This is a genomic window from Glutamicibacter sp. AGC84 (genome assembly GCF_053543575.1).
The window spans coordinates 366,361-385,334 of sequence record NZ_JBLVOC010000027.1 but is presented as its reverse complement, the minus strand read 5'-3'; the positions used below and the strand labels follow the sequence as shown (position 1 = coordinate 385,334).

Annotated in this window: 8 protein-coding genes and 1 tRNA gene; 7 read left to right on the top strand and 2 right to left on the bottom strand. The window is 55.6% G+C overall.

The window, feature by feature from the left end:
- Positions 1-192 precede the first annotated feature (192 nt).
- The 4 genes from ACNPN0_RS18195 to ACNPN0_RS18180 all read left to right on the top strand — a co-directional run bounded on the left by ACNPN0_RS18195 (position 193) and on the right by ACNPN0_RS18180 (position 11,818).
- Entirely contained in the window at positions 193-8,529 is an 8,337-nt protein-coding gene (locus tag ACNPN0_RS18195) for an SdrD B-like domain-containing protein (protein WP_448938965.1), read from the top strand.
- Between the two features lie 180 nt (positions 8,530-8,709).
- Positions 8,710-11,037: a helix-turn-helix transcriptional regulator gene (locus ACNPN0_RS18190; protein WP_133833059.1), complete on the top strand. Its 2,328-nt coding sequence runs from the start codon at positions 8,710-8,712 to the stop codon at positions 11,035-11,037.
- A gap of 272 nt (positions 11,038-11,309) precedes the next feature.
- Entirely contained in the window at positions 11,310-11,573 is a 264-nt protein-coding gene (locus ACNPN0_RS18185) for a type II toxin-antitoxin system Phd/YefM family antitoxin (protein WP_105657093.1), read from the top strand.
- Positions 11,570-11,818, top strand: coding sequence for a type II toxin-antitoxin system RelE family toxin (locus ACNPN0_RS18180; RefSeq protein WP_105657094.1), 249 nt, complete (start codon positions 11,570-11,572; stop codon positions 11,816-11,818). Before ACNPN0_RS18185 ends, ACNPN0_RS18180 begins: the two co-directional genes overlap by 4 nt.
- Before the next feature lie 285 nt (positions 11,819-12,103).
- On the opposite strand, the gene ACNPN0_RS18175 is transcribed toward ACNPN0_RS18180, so the two are convergent.
- Positions 12,104-13,555: a CocE/NonD family hydrolase gene (locus ACNPN0_RS18175; protein ID WP_448938970.1), complete on the bottom strand. Its 1,452-nt coding sequence runs from the start codon at positions 13,553-13,555 to the stop codon at positions 12,104-12,106.
- A 688-nt stretch (positions 13,556-14,243) separates the two neighbouring features.
- Positions 14,244-16,034: an ABC-F family ATP-binding cassette domain-containing protein gene (locus ACNPN0_RS18170; RefSeq protein WP_448937571.1), complete on the bottom strand. Its 1,791-nt coding sequence runs from the start codon at positions 16,032-16,034 to the stop codon at positions 14,244-14,246.
- 197 nt (positions 16,035-16,231) lie between these two features.
- On the opposite strand from ACNPN0_RS18170, the gene ACNPN0_RS18165 reads away from it, so the two are divergent.
- The 3 genes from ACNPN0_RS18165 to ACNPN0_RS18155 all read left to right on the top strand — a co-directional run bounded on the left by ACNPN0_RS18165 (position 16,232) and on the right by ACNPN0_RS18155 (position 18,944).
- Positions 16,232-16,306, top strand: a tRNA-Gln gene (locus ACNPN0_RS18165).
- A 133-nt stretch (positions 16,307-16,439) separates the two neighbouring features.
- The gene (gene glmU / locus ACNPN0_RS18160; protein WP_388024133.1) at positions 16,440-17,891 is read left to right on the top strand and encodes a bifunctional UDP-N-acetylglucosamine diphosphorylase/glucosamine-1-phosphate N-acetyltransferase GlmU; all 1,452 of its coding nucleotides are present in this window, start codon (positions 16,440-16,442) and stop codon (positions 17,889-17,891) included.
- 72 nt (positions 17,892-17,963) lie between these two features.
- Positions 17,964-18,944 (top strand): ribose-phosphate diphosphokinase, encoded by a 981-nt coding sequence (locus ACNPN0_RS18155; protein WP_332499429.1) that lies wholly within the window; start codon positions 17,964-17,966, stop codon positions 18,942-18,944.
- The last annotated feature ends 30 nt before the right edge of the window (positions 18,945-18,974 follow it).

Sequence of the window (18,974 nt, the reverse complement as noted above, 5' to 3'; positions counted from 1 at the left end):
TGGAAATCTAGCTCGTATGCATAACACGCAAATTCGCATAGTAATCCTTCCCTGACCTCAGCTATTTCCAACCTGATAGTCCCATTTATCACCTTGCTAGACTCGCGATGTCCACAGTGGGGGAAGTCTGCGTTTAGGGAACCAGACGGGTGTTTACCACCCTGCTAAACAACGGTAATTGGGAATATGAAAATGCGAATAGAGCACGAATCTGGCGTATCAAAACGCTGGAAATCTATGCTTGCCTCGTTCCTTGCGATAACCGTCGGAATTGGAATGGCAGGTGTAGCGCCAGCAGTGGCCGCTCCTTCCTCCGATTCGTCTGCAGCAGATACAGCTGTCGCAAGCGCCGACTCGCAAGAAGGCGGACCGGAAGGTCAAGAAGCAAGTGATTCAAGAGCGGACAAAGAGTCCACAGCAGTCAATAATATTCAGGGCACAATAGCACCGCAAGTTGGTACTCGTGCCGCCGCCGGTGCTGGCATGTTCTTGGAAAAGAATCTGACCAGTAAAGAAGTGATTCGTCCGGGCGATTTCGTCAACTACGAGATCAAGCTGGGCTGCTCCTCAAACACTGAACCGTGTAGCGATGCGTTTCTGATTGATGCCCTTCCTGAACCATTGGTGCTGGAAAGCATTAATTACAACGGGTTCGCGAAGGATATTACCGAAGAACCCTCGGAAGATGGCACTTCGGTAAAGCTGACTTTCAATGAAACCTCTGAGGACCGCCCCGGGAAAATCGGTATCAACGATGGCACCGACTACACGATAACCATCGTGGCAAAGTTCCCCGATAACGCGGACCCAAAATTCAACGGCCAGCAGCTGATTAACGAAGCAGAACTCACTTCTGACCTTGGATCCATCAAGGACCCAGCCGAAGCTGTTGTTCCGAACATTGATCTGGCTCCCAACGCCGAAATTACTAAGCAGTGGTCCGAAGATGTGCTGGAGCAAGGATCTGATAAGAACATCAGCGCGACGCTCGGAGGAATCAAGAACACCTCAAAGGTGGGCGCAACTTCGCTGATCATCGAGGAGCCATCAGGCAATTCCGCTCCATTCGCTTCAGTTGAATTCACCGGATTCGGTGACATTGTCTACCCCGAGGGTGCCGATGAACTCGTCGTTTCCTACTTCGTGGGTGACGCGCCAGAACCTCAGGTTCTAGAAACCGCCAACCCTAACGCACCGCCTGTATTCCCGGAGAGCTTTGATCTAAAAACCATTACCGGGTTTAAATTCGTCTTCACCTCAACGAAATCAACCGACACCGAAGGCGGAATCATCGCCAACGGTACAACTGGATCGATTCCACTGAACACCGTCCTACGCGATGGTGCCGAAGCCGCTGTGGTCGCGAATGAAACCAGCATCATCGCCGTACTCCCTAACGGCGAACAGAATGACCCTTTCACTGCTGAAGATAGCTTCGTGATTGAGTCGGCAAACTACACGGTAGATGCCACGAAGTCCTTCTCCCCGGAGTTGGTCGTTGCTGGTGATGCCGCAGAAATTGGTGAAGGGCGCAATGCTTCTACGGTGAAGCTTGGACTGACCAACACCTCAAATCGAAATCTCACTAATCTAACTTTGAAGGAACCCGCAACGGGTACTTCACCGTTCGGCGAAGGTATTGATTTCGACCAGTTCAACGGCGGCACCTGGCCAGCCGGAGCCACCGCGGGTGTGCTGACGGTTGACGGCATAGAATACCTACTTGAGAACAATGACGGAAAGATCTCCTTGCCTGACAATCTTCCTGCGGGTAGTGACGTCAAGGGCTTTGAAATCTCCTTCGACGGCACTTTCGCCCCTGGATCTGGATACGAGTTCGAATTCGGTGTTCTGGCAACCGCAGTTTCTCCCGACGGCTACAAGAACGTTGTTCTGGGCCAGGGCACTCCCTCTGGAAACCAAGATGTCGTCGAAGACGAAGCCGATGCGACCTTGCTGGTCCAGGAGCCAAAATTCGCGTTGATCGGTGGCAAGGGATTTACCCCTCACCGCATCGAAGGTATACCGGGCGACAAGACTACCGTTTGGCTAAACACCAAGGTTGATCTGAACAACACCAACATGGACGTCCGCGAGATCGTGCAGACCGACGACTTCTCATCAATGGTCCCCGCACTCAAGGCCAACAGCATCTCGGTGCCGGCTACCCAGGGGGCCACTAAGGTCGTTGTAAAATATAAGGATGCCAGCGGTGATTGGCATGACTTGGTCATCTCCGAAGACGGCAAGGCAATCGAAAACACCATCTTGCCCGAAGGTGCTACCGGAGTTCAGATTACCTACACTCGCGATTCAGGCTCGTTCCCGCACGACAAGGATGTGCAGGCATTAGTCAACTTCGAGGTCATTACGGAGCTATCCGATGAGTTGAAGACCGACAACGTCTTGGGTGTCAACAACGGTGACGATACCGAAGGGTCAGTCTGGGTCGACAAGAAGATTCAGCTGCAAAGTTCGAAGTCTTGGGACCCGAGCGTCATCGTTCAGAAACCTGTTTCCGAGGCGCCGACGAACAAGAACCCAACGAGCGCCTTGAGCCTATGGGCGAAGAACACTTCAACCTATGGTGTCGACAAGCTGTCGATCGTTGATTCGAAAGACGGCGAGGTTAATCCTTTTGACTACGTTGACATTACAGGTATCAGTGTGCGACTGTCTGACGAAGCACTCCAGGATCTAGCCCACCTGACTTTGAAGACCGCTGCTGGGGACCTGAACTTCACCGGTGCGGACGCTCTGACCCCAACGCTTTCGGACGGACGCAGCTGGGAAGAAGTCACAGCATTTGAATTCAGCCTCGCGAAGGACGGCGAAAAGCTGGTTCCACGCGACGCCGAGTTCTGGGTCTCTGTTGGCACCAAGCTGCGCGATGACCTTCGTGGCTCGGATCCGGCACAACCCATCGACGCAGCATTGGCCGAGCTTGACCGTATTGACGGCAAGCGCGGCTACGTTCTGCCTAACACGGCTGTAGCGACCGTTCAGCGCGGTGACGAATCGGCTGTCAAAGAACCACAGGCACCGCTGGAGATCATCACCGAAAACTCGGTGGATCTCAATGCAACTTTGACCAAGACGTTCAACCCCGAAGGCCCGATCGACTTCTTTACCAGCAACGGTAACCCCGCACCGGTAAACGTCACCTTGAACGTTAATAGCGGAACCCACAAGGCCGACTATGTTCAGATTGTGGATCAGGATCCAACATTCTGGAACACCTTCGACTTCGCCGGGTGGGATCCTGTCCCAAACAGCCGTGTCTACGATGTCACCATCGAGTACTTCACCGGTGCGGAGTATGTGTCGAAGGATGGAACGCTGGTCGCTGAAGGCGGCGACTGGACTACTACTGCGCCTGCTAATGATCAGGTTCAAGGCGTTCGAGTCACTGCTGAAGGTCGGAACTTTGAAGAACTTGTCAGCAATGACACGACCATCAAGTTCAATGTTCTGCCGCGGTACACCCTGCGCAGTGGTGAACTGATTGCACTCGAAGACGGTCAGAGTAATCCTGGCGAAACCCAGGCACTGGCAACCGAGAACACTGCTTCGGCAGAGGTCTCCCGTCTGGGCAAGGATCGTGACACCGACGACGCAACCGACGATCTGGTATTCAACCCGGGAAAGACCCATTCCGAGGTTTCTAAGACTTCGGATGCTCGCAACGGTCAGATCGCGCCGGGCCGTGAGTTGAACTACACGTTCACGGCCACCAACAACGGTACCGACGCGATCTTGAATCCTGTCATTACCGATATATTGCCAAGCGATGCTCAGGGTCCGAAGCTGATTCTTGATCCTGAATGGCAGTCGCTGACTACGTATTCTTTTGACAAGAAGTTCAACCAAGCGCCGGAAGGCAGCGCGGTTGATACCTCGAAGGTTGTTGCGGTTGAAGAAGGCAACTCTCTGAAGTTCAGCTTCCCCGAGGGAACCAAACTGTACCCGGGCGAATCGATCACCGTGAAGCTCCCAACCACGGTGCGTGGAGGGCTGAACGCGAAAGAAAAACTGGAGAACAAGGTCACCTTCAGCGGTGACAACTCCGAAGAGAGCAGCGATGACAATCTCGTTTCGATCATCGAAGGCCAAGCCTACTCATCACGTAAGCTCGTTCGCGAGGTTCTGACAGGTGGACAGACCGAGAAGACCGGCGTGTACAACGTCAACTCTAAGGTTGAAAACGCTGACACCTGCTACGAATTTGAAGGCGGATTCTATCGTTACCCATGCATCGTGGAGACCAAACCGGGCGGTATTGCCGAGTGGAACCTCAGCGTCACCAACACCGGTAACGTCAACGCGCAGCACATGGAAATTCTGGATATCTTCCCCTACATCGGTGACACCGGTGTAACGGGTTCCCAAGCCAGCACCCCGCGTGGTTCCCAGTGGATTCCAACCCTCTTGGACATCAAGCTGCCAGAAGTGCCTGCAGGAACCGACATGGTGCTCTCTTACCTGACCGGCGACCCTGCGCTGTGCAAGCCAACCGGCGCAAATATGCAGGATCCATGGGCTGGTTGCGACGGAAACTGGACCACCGAGCGTCCCGCTAATCCGAAGGAAATCAAGGGCATCAAACTTGTCCTGGATTCGTCCGAAGGGTTTGCGCCAGGCGAGAGAGTATCGCTGACCTTCACCACCGTTTCGGAAACTGAAATGCCCGAGGGCGCTTCGGACTTCGCGCCGGCGTGGAACTCCTTTGGTTACGCAGCCCAGGCTCAGGTAAATGGCCAAACCGATTACCGCAGCCAGGAGCCAATCAAGACTGGTATCACCTTCAAGCCTGAGGAGAAGGAGAAGGTCTCGGTCGGTGACTACGTCTGGATCGATGAAAATCGTGATGGTCTGCAGGATGAGGATGAGAAGGGCATCAAGGATGTCGTTCTGACCCTCGCCGGGCCGGATGGCAAGGAAGTTACCGATGTCTTCGGTAACCCAGTGCTGCCGACCATGACCGATGAGAACGGCCTTTACATCTTCGAGAACCTACCAGTCCTCGAAGACGGACAGTCCTACAAGGTGAGCATCGATCGCGAAGCGTCGAAGGAACCGTTGGCTCCTTACATTCCGACCATCGAGACAGATGATAGCCGTGAGAATGACTCCTCGACGTGGGAAGCAACCTCTACCGGTCTGACCGAAGACGGCCAGCATGATCCAACTTTGGACTTCGGATTTGTTACCCCGAAGGTCTCCGTTGGCGACTATGTCTGGATCGATGAAAACCGTGACGGAATCCAGGATGAAGATGAGAAGGGCATCAAGGATGTCGTTCTGAAACTCGCTGGACCTGACGGTGAACCAGTAGTTGATATCAACGGCAACCCCGTTGAAGCAACTATCACCGATGAGAATGGATTCTATGAATTCAAGGACCTGCCGGTACTCGAAGATGGACAGTCCTACAAGGTGACTATCGATCGGGAAGCTTCTAAGGAACCGTTGGCTCCTTACATTCCGACCATCGAGACTGACGACAGTCGTGAGAATGATTCGTCGACATGGGAAGCCATTTCACAGGGGCTGACTGAAGACGGGCAGCACGATCCAACCTTGGACTTCGGATTTGTTACCCCGAAGGTTTCCGTTGGTGACTATGTCTGGATCGATGAAAACCGTGACGGAATCCAGGATGAAGATGAGAAGGGCATCAAGGATGTCGTTCTGACCATCACCGGGCCGGATGGCAAGCCAGTAGTGGATGTCAACGGGAAGCCTGTTGGGCCAACCACCACCGACGAAAACGGCTACTACGTCTTTGACAACCTGCCGGTTCTCGAAGATGGACAGTCCTACACGGTGAGCATCGATCGTGAAGCGTCGAAGGAACCTTTGGCTCCTTACATTCCGACCATCGAGACTGACGACAGTCGTGAGAATGATTCGTCGACTTGGGAAGCCATTTCGGAGGGTTTGACTGAAAATGACGATCATGATCCAACGTTGGACTTCGGTTTCGTCACGATTCCGAAGGTTTCCGTTGGTGACTATGTCTGGATCGATGAAAACCGTGACGGAATCCAAGATGAGGATGAGAAGGGCATCAAGGATGTCGTTCTGAAGCTTGTTGGACCAGATGGTGAGCCAGTAGTGGATGTCAACGGTAACCCTGTTGAACCGACTACTACCGATGAGAATGGTTTCTACGAGTTCAAGGATCTTCCTGTACTTGAAGAGGGGCAGTCCTACAAGGTGATCATTGATCAGGACGCGTCGAAGGAACCATTGGCTCCTTACGTGCCAACGATTGAGACCGATGGTAGCCGTGAGAATGATTCGTCGACTTGGGAAGCCATTTCGGAGGGTTTGACTGAAAATGACGATCATGATCCAACGTTGGACTTCGGTTTCGTCACGATTCCGAAGGTTTCCGTTGGTGACTATGTCTGGATCGATGAAAACCGTGACGGAATCCAAGATGAGGATGAGAAGGGCATCAAGGATGTCGTTCTGAAGCTTGTTGGACCAGATGGTGAGCCAGTAGTGGATGTCAACGGTAACCCTGTTGAACCGACTACTACCGATGAGAATGGTTTCTACGAGTTCAAGGATCTTCCTGTACTTGAAGAGGGGCAGTCCTACAAGGTGATCATTGATCAGGACGCGTCGAAGGAACCATTGGCTCCTTACGTGCCAACGATTGAGACCGATGGTAGCCGTGAGAATGATTCGTCGACTTGGGAAGCCATTTCGGAGGGTTTGACTGAAGATGGCGAGCATGATCCAACGTTGGACTTCGGTTTTGTTATTGCTCCAGAGGAACCACGGGTCTCCGTTGGTGACTACGTTTGGGTTGATGAGAACAACGACGGACTACAGGATGAGGATGAAAAGGGCATCAAGGATGTTGTTCTGACTCTTGTTGGTCCAGATGGCAAACCTGTAGTGGATGTCAACGGTAATCCTGTTGAACCGACTACTACCGATGAGAACGGTTTCTACGAGTTCAAGGACCTTCCTGTACTCGAAGAAGGTAAGTCCTACACGGTGAGCATCGACCGAGAAGCATCTAAGGAAGCTTTGGCTCCTTATGTGCCAACTGTTGAGACGGAAGATAGCCGTGAGAATGATTCATCGACTTGGGAAGCCAAGTCGGAGGGTCTGACCGAAGATGGTCAGCACGATCCAACCTTGGACTTCGGTTTTGTACTGAAGCCTGAGCCGGTCAAGACTTATGCCGTGGGCGACTATGTCTGGGTTGATAAGAACAATGATGGGTTGCAAGGCGATTCTGAAGTTCTTGATGGCGTCAAGGTAATTCTGCTTGACGGTAACGGTGAGGAAGTTTCCTCGACGACTACCGATAAGAATGGCCGCTATATCTTTGATGAGCTGCTGGCCGGCGATTACCAGGTCAAGTTCGAGCTGACTGCCGAGCAGGCTGAGAAGTATGAATTTACTTCGCAGGATGCTGGGGAAGATGATGCGAATGACTCGGATGCTGATCCGAAGTCTGGCCTGACTATCAAGTTCACCTTGGATGACGAGAATTCTTCGTTGACCAAGGATTACGCCGATCAGGAGTTCAAGGCTACTGAGGGTATCGACCCAACGTGGGATGCCGGTGTGGTTCTGAAACCAGAACCAGAGCCGACTGAACCAACTGTTGAGCCGACGGAACCGACGGAACCTACGACTCCGACGGAACCTACCGTGGAGCCGACGGAACCTACGACTCCGACGGAACCTACGGTGGAGCCGACGGAACCTACGACTCCGACGGAACCGACGGAACCTATCGTGGAGCCGACTGAGCCGACTGAGGAACCTTCGGTTTCCTTAGGCGATTATGTATGGGTCGATAAGAACCGCGACGGAATTCAGGATAAGGACGAAGACCCAATTGAGGGTGTCGTGCTGAAACTGATCGGCCCGGACGGCAAGGAAGTTGTTGATGTCAACGGGAACCCAGTCGGTCCGGTAACCACTGACGAGAATGGCTACTACAACTTCAAGGATCTTCCGGTCTTGAAGGATGGAGAGTCTTACACGGTGGTCATTGATCGGGAGGAATCCGCTGATGCTTTGGATGGCTACCTGCCAACCAAGGAAAATGGTACCGACCGGGATAAGGACTCTTCGACTTGGGAAGCTAAGTCTGAAGGTCTGACCGAAGATGGGGATCACGACGGGACTCTCGACTTCGGCTTCTATCTAGACGAAGATCCTGAACCGACTCCGACGGATCCAACTGAGCCGAGCCCGACGGATCCAACTGAGCCGAGCCCGACGGATCCAACCGAGGAACCTGCAGAAGATTCAACCGAGTCGCCAGAGAAGAGCAAGGATCCTTCACAGGATCCAACCTCTGCTGAGAAGTCTGATCAGCCTTCAGGCTCGGACTCTGTGGATGGTTCCGAGGAACCGCAGCAGACGCAGAAGCCAAAAGACGATGGACTGGCTAGCACCGGTTTCACTGCCTTGTGGCTACTGGCGCTTGGTTTGGTCTTGACGGCGGCTGGTTTAGTTTTGGCTCGACGCACTCGCGGACGTCACAGCTAGTCAGCTCTTGAAGTAATACAAAAAGCAATGCCCGGATTTCCCATTTAGGAGATCCGGGCATTGCCCTATTCCTAGCAATATTTCTCGACCGTGTGAGCTAAAGTCCGGCGGTGCCCCTGTGTCAAAAAACTACCCGGAACTCCTTCCGAAAGATCCCAAGTCAAAAGATATAATTTGGGCATGGACCCCCAAACGCAGTCAAGGCCTCCCGCTGAAGAACTTGTTGCCGAGATTTTATGGGACCGGATAGCCCCAAGCCTCGATCCGGAGATACGCTTGTTGTTGATCTATGCGCCGCAAGAATCGAATCGGCACCGGGTGGCTCTACGATGGCTCGATGGCCAAGGCGAGCTGATCAACGTGGGTATTCCGCCCGAGGAGATCTTCGATAAAATTGCCGAACAGCAGATGCGTGCACCCAACACACGCATAGCGGTCATTCTTCCTGCTGATTTTCCCGCCGCCAAGATGCTGCGCCATTTCAATGCTCACGTTGTTGATTTCAAGGATCTTTTCTTAACCGCTTCAGATATATCCACGTTGACCGGAGAAGATTTCCCTGATGCAGAAAGATTATGGCAACTGACCGGTGGTTGGCCTGGTTGTGTGCGTAGTCTCTTGGCGGATTCCTCTAATCAAAATGCTGCAGTCAATGCGCTGCGTCGTGCAGCCTTGCCATGGATTGATGCTCTTGATCCTGAAGGCATATTGAGGGAGTGCGCGTTCCTTCCTGAACTTACTGAAGATCTCATGGTAGCTTTCTATGGCGATCGTTATCCAAACCCTCCAAGTATCTCGGCCCTTAGCCGCGCGGCCATGGCACAACGCTCCCTGTCCGGGGACTGGGCTATGCCCCAATTGCTTCGGCAGGTGATTATTGACGACTTGGAGTGGCGGGAGCCCCAGCGTGCACAGTGGCTCCACGAGCACGCCATCGAATCCATGCATGCGGCTGGAAGAACCGGCGAGGCCGTACGTTCAGCACTAGGCAGACATTCGTGGCGGGCTCTTTCCACCGTCCTCGTCGATGGGTGGGTGGACCTTTTTACCACTGAGCCACGTCTCCTATTCGAGGCAGGCACCCGGTTGCCTCGATGGGCTACTCGACGATCGCAAATCTATGGTCCTGCGATGAAGATCGCTGCCGCGGCCGTTAAAGACCGGATGGTTATTCCTTTTCCGACAACGGAGCCTGACTATTTGACGGATCAGACTGCCCAATTGCTACGTGAGCACACCATCGAGCTCTATAGGCAACCGAAATCTGAGGCTATCTTCGCGGGCTTGGTTGAGTTGGGAATACTGAGGTTCCACGGCCACTACGGTTCCGAAGGGGCAGATGCCGCACGCCGTCTACGTCGTGCGGTCCGGCAGGCAACAGCTGCTGGCAATGTCAGACCATCGTTGGCAGCCATGGCTGAATTACATGCCGGAATGTCGATGGATATCGCCAACGAACGCCCTGCGGCGGCAGCCGCTTACGAATCTGCGTGGTCCTTGGCCGAGGTTACGGAAAACCATTTTATTGCCGCGGATGCAGCATCCAAATTGTCGCTGGTTCATGCTCAGGAAGGCAACACCCGTGCTGCTCGTCGCTGGCTCGTAAGCTTCCGCCATCATCATTCCAAGGTTCGTTGGGGTTCGGCAATGGTCGGTCGAGCTGCAGAACTTGCCGAAGCATTCGTGGCTTTCGCCGAGTTGGATATCGGAAAATTGGGTTCAGTACTTGGTCAACTGCCAGATGAGCCTGATAACGATGAGTTTTGGGCGGTGCACGCGCTGCTACTTGCCATCCATGCGGCATCGACTGATCGAGCAGAGGCAGCGCACCGGATTCTGGGGGCACTTGTGCTCTCCCGCCCCTATGCAGCCAATTCACCCATGGCCGGTAGAGCCTTGCATCATGCCGCAGCATTTCTGGGTGTTGAGGGTGGTTTCAATGCGTTGAACCATCAAGGCGCGTCCACAATACCCGCTTCTTCACCTGAACTCATTGCAACCCGTGCGCTGTATCGACTGTATCGGGGGGACCGCAACGGGGCTCTTGCTGTTCTGGCGGCAACGCCGAGCTTAGTGACTGGAGCCCGGCACGATAATCTGATCCGAAATACGCGGCTAGCAGCACGTTACATTGGGGTGCTGCCGGAAGGCGTCCTGGAGGACATTGCAAAACGACATGCATTGGATGGTGAGCTGATTGATTTGGCCCCGTTTTGGATGAGCGGGAGCATGTTGGAATTGGAAGAGTTGCTGCAACTTACTTCCGATCAGCTGGGCAGATTGAAGATTTTTATGCCACCCACCAGTGTCGAAGTCAGGCCTGTTTTGACTGATCGTGAACTCAGTGTGCTCGCAGGCCTGCGTGCGGACCGTTCACGCGGTCAGATCGCAGATGAGCTTTTTGTCTCGCCTAATACTGTTAAATCCCAGATTAGTTCTCTATACCGCAAGTTGGATGTGAATTCAAAAGCAGAAGCACTAAAAATTGCCACACGTTGGGGGTACTAATCAGCGCCTGGTAAGCCCCAAGAGATATCCAATGAGCCTAGATGTATCAATACTCATGGGAAGAGTGCTTTACGGATAGGCGGTTTATGGAACTGGGTTTAACTACGAAATGACTTGGAAAATCTGTTGATTTTTCAACTGTCGAAAATATCGTCAAGGGAAGTTGATTGATGTGTCGTAAACGACGATTTTGACACGCACCGCCGATGCTTTAGTTTTCAATTGAAACTGTCCATTATGTATATTGTGTACACAAATGATATCGTAGAAGAATGAACTCCATCACCTCCTCTGTCACGATTCGCGCACTTCGCGATGGTCTTGCTGATGCTGTTAGCCGTGCTAGCTATGGGCATGAGCGTGTGCAGATTACGAAGAATGGAAAGCCTGCTGCGGTCCTCATTGGACCTGAAGATTTTGAGCTTTTGGAGCAACTGGAGATGTTCCGGGATGTCGCCGATTATCGAGCCGCCAAGCTGGTCGATGATGGCGAGCGCATTAGCCTCAGCGAACTGCGCGCTGAGCTCGACGCGTGACCTCTTGCCGCGTCGAATTTACCACTTCGGCTGCTAAAGAACTGAAGAAGCTAGACCCTGGTATACGGCGTCGCGTTTTGTTAGGTATTGCTCATCTGGAGAGGGATCCTCGTCCTAGCGGGTGTAAGAAACTAGTAGGTGAAACTAACGCGTGGCGGATTCGTATTGGTGACTACCGGGTACTTTATGAAGCGATGGACGAGGTTCTTGTCGTCACGGTCGCCCGAGTGGCGCATCGTCGCTAGGTTTATAGGTAGTCGTCGCCTGAATTGTCAGCTAGCCGCGTCTGGGGCTCCGTTATCAATGATTTCTAGTCGTTGAGCGATTCATTCGCTTTGGCCTTATTTAGGCGGATCGCGCATGGTTCATGCAGGCATTGCGAGATATCAATGCCGTTGCTCGACCTTCGCCCGCTGCGGGGTGAATGATCCTGAGACTTTCAGCTGTGTGTAATCACTCCACATAACCGGCGTACGAACACAATTCCCCGTGGCGCGCTCAGCGCCACGGGGCAGTTGCCAGTATTCAGCTCAGGTCGTCGCGTGCCCTGAAACCGACATCAGCGCCCGTGCCGTCAAGCCCATGGTCAGGCGCCACTTGAGGGAACCAGGCCAAGGGTTCTTGATCCATTCCCCCTGTGCTTCGACTGGAACGATGGGCAGATTCACCTTGGAACCGGTTACGCCGGACAAGATGTCGTTGTGCGAGACGACCATGTCATCTTCGGTGCACGTATTCAGGTCGATGAAGCTGCCTGGGTTGCGTTCGTAGGTGGGGAACTTGCCGCCCGAGATGGCAATTTCAATCCTTTCTCCGGGTTGGACTTGGACCGAGGTCGGGCGCATCTCGATGGTGTAGGTGACTTCTTCGCCTGGCACCACGTCCTCGGGCTTGTCCCGGCCATTCCGGTACCGTGCGCGGGTGATGCCTTCGCTGTAAAGCCGCGAGGTTCCATATGCTGAAACGACATTCAGCTCAACCAGCCAGTCGACGTCTGTGGAGGAGGTTCGAGCTTTGAGCTCGACGCTTGGCCATCCGGTAATCTCGACCGGGACAGTAAGCACGTCCGATTGGTAGACCAGGACCCCAGGGTGGTCGTGATGTGCTCCGACATCGGACAGGCCACCAACGACGGACTTGGCATCGTATGGGTTGCGCGGATCGTAGTCGAATGAGCGTTCACCTTCTGGGCCTGGATCTACGCTGAGCCTGTTGTCGGCGCGAAGGTAGTGGGAGGTGACCTTGGTTCCAGCGATGGGCCACTGTTGCTCAGCGCGCCACTTGTTGGCACCCAAAACGTAGATGTACGCCGATGGGCTCGACTCATCTCGCTTGCTGTCTCGATTGCGCGATGCGATCCAATCGAACACGATCTGGTTGGTATCCACCGTGCTGCCAGGAAGTTTGACGCCAGACAATTTTTCGCTGACGAAGTTTCCGTGCTGCCACGGGCCGACGACCAGGAGCTGATCGGTCGATGTCATCTCGCTGGCCAGCTCGAACTGCCGCACCGTATTGCGGGTAAAGAGGTCGAACCAACCGCCAATGTGGGCGATTGGAACTTCGATGCGTGCCGCTTCCTCGCGCCCGACGCAACTCTCGGAAAAGAACTGCGGATCATCTCGGTGGTTCAGGCGGTCTTCCAGCAACGTCGGGAAATGGCGGAAGAAGGGGAAATCGGTCATTGGAAGCCTACGGTATTTTGCCGCTGGATCTGCATTCAAGGCGTCGAGTTCGTCCTTGATCGCAGCACGCTCCGGCTCGGGCTTGGTCGCGATCATGGCTGGCCCGACGATTGGGTTGGTGGCCCATCCCAAGACGTCCTTGATCGACATCACTCCATTTTGGAAAGTGCGGGTGGTGTATTCATTGTTTGCAGTATATTTTTTTCCAGTCGAAACGTCAGCGCACGATCTTTGGCCCGACGTCTTCGTCTCTATTTCGTCGGTGGTAGCTTCTCTTGCTCGGCCACTGGCCGTCATTTTTCTACTCATGAAGTTCCGCACTGGATTAGAAAGTCTCTTGGAAGCGATAAAAGACCGTTTGCCCAGCATGGAAAGCCTGAAAAGTCCTTGGCTTGAGGCTTCGTGGAGCACCGCTGCAGTCAAAGTCCTGTCCGAAGGAATCAAGAGTTTAGGTCAAGAGCAGACTGTTGGCTCTGAGCCATCGGACGAGCTCTCATCGCAACTCGCGAAGGTGAAACCATCGGCCGGGGTTATTAACGCATTTCTCGAGGTTGAGCGGCAAGTCGGAAAGTATCTTAAGGCTGTTGGTTCCAAGCCCTCACGTGCTGGATCGTCCATCACCACCTTTCGACGAGATTCCTCCGCCCCCAGTAATCTGAAAAAATGCTGTGACCGAACTAGCTTCGCTTCGAAATGCCGCCGCTCATGGGGTGGGAGATATAAGCCTTGAATCAGCTCTGGAATACATCCGTGTGGCGTCGCAAGTAGCTGGAGAGCTGGATTCCCTCACCAATGAATCGTCGACGGGACTGTCGCAGGGACCCTTCTAAAGGCGCACGGCAGTGATATTTTAGGAACCGTACACAGCCAGTAACGTGGCAAGCCAGTACCAAATAAACTAACAGTAGCGTCGCCTTAACTCGTCTGCGTGTGTCTCAACAACGACCGTTTCCGGACCCTCCAGCTCAGTCACAGTACGCAGACGCTATCCGAGCAGCTCGGACAGTTCCAGCCACCGTTCTTCCAATTCGTCGATCTGCGCTTGATACTCGTTGATCTCAGCGGTGAACTTGCCCAGCCCTTCATAGTCGCTCTGGTCATGATCGGCCATCTTGGCGTGGACCTTGGCGATCTTTTCCTCTAGCTGGCCGACCTTGCGTTCATTGGCATTCAGTTCCTTCTGCGCGGCACGCAGCTCTGCGCCCGAAGGGCCAGCAGGCTTGGCGGCAGTTTCGGAAGAAGCCTGCGAAGGATTGGACCCGCCAGTGGAACCTTCGGCAGCTCGCAGCAACAGGTACTCGTCCACGCCGCCGGGCACGTGGCGGAAGTTGCCGTTCAGGATCGCGTACTGCTGGTCGGTGACGCGTTCGAGCAGGTAGCGGTCGTGGGAGACCACGATCAAGGTGCCGGGCCAGGAATCCAGCAGGTCTTCCAGGGCCGCCAGCATGTCGGTATCGACATCATTGGTGGGCTCATCGAGGATCATCACGTTGGGCTCATCCATCAGGATCATCAGCAGCTGCAAGCGGCGGCGCTGGCCGCCGGAGAGTTCAGCAACCTTGGTCGACAGGTGTGCCGAGGAGAAGCCCAAGCGCTCCAGCAGCTGGGCCGGGGTCAGGTCCTTGCCATCCACATTGAACGTGGTGCGGTAGCGGGCGAGGATTTCGCGGACCTTGTCCTGGCCGATCTGCTCCAGTTCGCGGAACTGCTGGTCCAGCACGGCCAGCTTCACGGTCTGGCCGCGCTTGATCTTGCCGCCAGTTGGCTCCACGGTCCCGGCGATCAGGCCCAGCAAGGTGGATTTGCCGGCACCGTTGGCACCGAGCAGGCCGGTGCGTTCGCCCGGGCCGATGCGCCAGGTGAAGGGCTTGAGTACTTGCTTGGCGCCGAAGGAGACCTCCGTGTCCAGCAGGTCGATGACGTCCTTGCCCAGCCGGCTGGTGGCCATCTTCTGCAACTCCAGCGGGTTGCGTGCCGGCGGGACATCGGCGATCAGCTGGTTGGCTGCCTCAATGCGGAACTTCGGCTTGGAGGTACGGGCCGGGGCGCCGCGGCGCAGCCAGGCCAGTTCCTTCTTCATCATGTTCTGGCGCTTGTTTTCGGTGACCGCGGCGATGCGGTCGCGTTCCACGCGCTGCAGCACGTAGGCGGCGTAACCGCCCTCGAAGGGCTCGACCAGGCGGTCGTGCACTTCCCAGGTGGTGGTGCAGACCGCGTCGAGGAACCAGCGGTCGTGGGTGACGACCATCAGGCCGCCGGCGTTCTTGGACCAGCGGTTATTGATGTGCTCGGCGAGCCAGGAGATGCCTTCGACATCCAGGTGGTTGGTCGGTTCGTCCAGGATGACGACGTCCCAGTCCTGCACCAGCAGCGCGGCCAGAGCCACGCGGCGGCGCTGGCCGCCGGAGAGGGTGCTGACCTTCGCTTCCCAGTCCAGGTCGGCGACCAGCCCGGAGATGATGTCGCGGATGCGCGCTTCGCCGGCCCACTCGTGGTCGTCCATCTCGCCCACCACGCAGAAGTGCATGGTCGCTTCGGGATCCAGGGTGTCCGACTGGTCCAGCACGCCCACGCGCAGGCCGTTGCGCTTGGTAACACGCCCGGAGTTGGGCTCGATCCTGTCGGAGAGCATGCCGAGCAGCGAGGACTTTCCTTCGCCGTTGCGACCCACCAGGCCGATGCGGTCGCCATCGGAAATTCCGATGGTTACCGAGTCGAAAACGACATGGGTGGGATATTCCAGATGTAGGGCTTCGCCCCCGAGTAAATGAGCCACAATTTCCATTTTACGTTCCGGGAGCAAATCGAGGCCCTGGCAGGACCATCTGAGCGTGTGCCGTGCCAGGGGGCTTGGGCAGTTTAAAGCAGAGAATAAAAGTGAGTTTAGCTACGGTGTTTTGCGATTTCGCACATTGGGCTGATCATGGCAGAATAATTAGCGTGCTTGTCGGGCATGACCTGCGCAAGCCATTTTCCGCCCTGGTGTAATGGCAACACGCCAGCCTTTGGAGCTGTGCATTCTAGGTTCGAATCCTAGGGGCGGAACCAATGATGAAGCGTCACGCAAGTGGCGCTTTTATTTTTTAACCAGTTTCAGCGCACCCCGAAGCTCGCGATAGACTTGCTTTGAGGTTTTACTTCTCTGCCCAAAACCTTGAATCCAATTTGCAGGAGAATGCACTTGAGTGATCAGGTCAACGCACCAGTAGCTGTCATCGTCCTAGCCGCCGGCGCTGGCACTCGCATGAAATCGGCGAAGCCGAAGATCATGCATGAAATCGCAGGTCGGTCGATGATTGGCCACGCACTCTACGCGGCTTCCGCGTTGGAGCCGCAGAACCTGGTAGCGGTGGTCCGCCACCAGCGTGATCTGGTCGCAGAGCACATTCTGGGACAGTTCCCTTCCATCACCATTGCCGACCAGGATGAAATCCCGGGTACCGGCCGCGCCGTGCAGTTGGGCTTGGAAGCTGTGGACCCATCGCTTGAAGGCACCGTTGTGGTGACCTATGGCGATGTGCCGTTGCTCACCAGCGAGGTGCTCCAGGAACTGGTTGCTACGCACGAGTCGAACCGCAACTCCGTGACCGTGCTGACCACCGAATTGGATGACCCTAACGGCTACGGCCGCATCCTGCGCGATGAACAGGGCGAGGTTGCAGGAATCCGCGAGCAGAAGGACGCTTCGGCAGAAGAACTGCTGATCAAGGAAATCAACTCCGGCATCTACGCTTTCGATGCCCAGATCCTGCGTTCGGCGCTGACCGAAGTCACCACCGAAAATGCGCAGGGCGAAATGTACCTGACCGATGTGCTCGCCATCGCCCGCGCACGCGGTGGCCGCGTCGCCTCCTCGCAGATCGCTGACCGCTGGCAGATCGAGGGCGCCAACGACCGCGTCCAGGTTTCCAATCTGGCCCGCATCTATAACGAGCGCAAGACCGAATTCTGGATGCGCCAGGGCGTGACCATCGTTGATCCGGCGACCACGTGGATCGACGCTGACGTCATGATCGGCCAGGACGCCACCCTCAAGCCAGGCACCCAGCTGCACGGCGAGACCATCATCGGCGCCAATGCCACTGTTGGCCCGGACAGCACCCTGACCAACGTGGTTGTTGGCCAGCGCGCTACCGTGAAGCGCACCGACGCCACCGACTCGCGCATCGCTGATGGCGCCTCGGTTGGCCCGTTCGCCTACCTGCGTCCCGGCACCGACCTCGGTGCGGATGGCAAGATCGGCGCCTTCTACGAAACCAAGAACGTCACGATTGGCCGTGGCTCCAAGCTCTCGCACCTCGGCTACGCCGGAGATGCTGAAATCGGTGAATTCACCAATATCGGCTGCGGCAACATCACCGCAAACTACGATGGCGAAAAGAAGCACCGCACCAAGATCGGTTCGCATGTGCGCACCAGCTCCAACACCGTATTCGTAGCCCCGGTTGAAATCGGGGACGGCGCCTACACCGGAGCCGGAGCCATCGTCCGCAAGAACGTCCCGGCCGGTGCCTTGGCACTGTCTGTGGCACCGCAGCGCAACTCCGAGGGGTGGACGCTGGAAAAGCGCCCAGGCACCTCCTCGGCTGACGCAGCGTTCAAGTCCTCGCTGAACTCTTCGGCTTCCGAGTAATTCAGCTACAGACTTCATTTCCTCGACAACAACCTCATACGTGATAGCGAAGCGAGCGAGAAAGCAAACCCCATGAGTGAAATCAGCCATAACGTCGACAAGAAGCTGGTGCTGGCCACCGGTCGTGCGCACCCTGAGCTGGCTGCAGAAGTAGCCAAGGAACTCGACACCGAACTGCTGCCTTTGAACGCCTACGACTTCGCCAACGGCGAGATCTACGTGCGTTCGGATGAATCGGTTCGCGGCAAGGACGTTTTCCTGCTGCAGTCCTACCCAGCACCAACGAACAACTGGCTGATGGAACAGCTGATCATGATTGACTCGATGAAGCGTGCTTCGGCCCGCCGCATCACTGTCGTGGCACCGTTCTACCCTTACGCACGCCAGGACAAGAAGGGCCGCGGCCGCGAGCCGATCTCGGCCCGCCTGGTTGCCGACCTGTTCAAGACCGCCGGTGCTGACCGCGTGATTTCCTGCGATCTGCACACCGCGCAGATCCAGGGCTTCTTCGACGGTCCGGTGGACCACCTGTTCGGCTTCCCGCTGCTGGCTGACTACATCAAGTCCAAGGTCGATGTAAATGAAGTCACCGTGGTTTCCCCTGACACCGGCCGCGTGCGCGTTGCCGAGCAGTGGGCAGATCGATTGGGTGGCACCCCGCTGGCCTTCGTCCACAAGTCCCGCGATCTGACCGTGCCTAACCAGGCCGAGTCCAAGACCGTGGTTGGCCAGGTGGAGGGCCGCATCGCGGTCCTGATCGACGACATGATCGACACCGGCGGAACCATCGCAGGCGCTGTGCGCGTGCTGAAGGAAGCCGGCGCCAAGGACGTCATCATCGCGGCTACCCACGCGGTCTTCTCGGATCCGGCTGCCCAGCGTTTGGCTGATTGCGGTGCCCGCGAGGTTGTTGTCACCAACACCCTGCCAATCCCTGAAGAGAAGCGTTTCGAGAACCTCACCGTGCTCTCGATCGCCCCGACGATCGCCCGCGCGATCTCGGAAGTATTCCACGACGGTTCGGTCACGAACCTGTTTGACGGCCGCGCCTAGCAGCCCTCGTTTCGCAAAGCCTCTGGCCCG

Bases quoted from the DNA above. Each gene is read 5' to 3' on its own strand.
- ACNPN0_RS18195 (WP_448938965.1), top strand. From the start codon at position 193: ATGCGAATAGAGCACGAATCTGGCGTATCAAAACGCTGGAAATCTATG.
- ACNPN0_RS18190 (WP_133833059.1), top strand. From the start codon at position 8,710: ATGGACCCCCAAACGCAGTCAAGGCCTCCCGCTGAAGAACTTGTTGCC.
- ACNPN0_RS18185 (WP_105657093.1), top strand. From the start codon at position 11,310: ATGAACTCCATCACCTCCTCTGTCACGATTCGCGCACTTCGCGATGGT.
- ACNPN0_RS18175 (WP_448938970.1), bottom strand. From the start codon at position 13,555: ATGACGGCCAGTGGCCGAGCAAGAGAAGCTACCACCGACGAAATAGAG.
- ACNPN0_RS18155 (WP_332499429.1), top strand. From the start codon at position 17,964: ATGAGTGAAATCAGCCATAACGTCGACAAGAAGCTGGTGCTGGCCACC.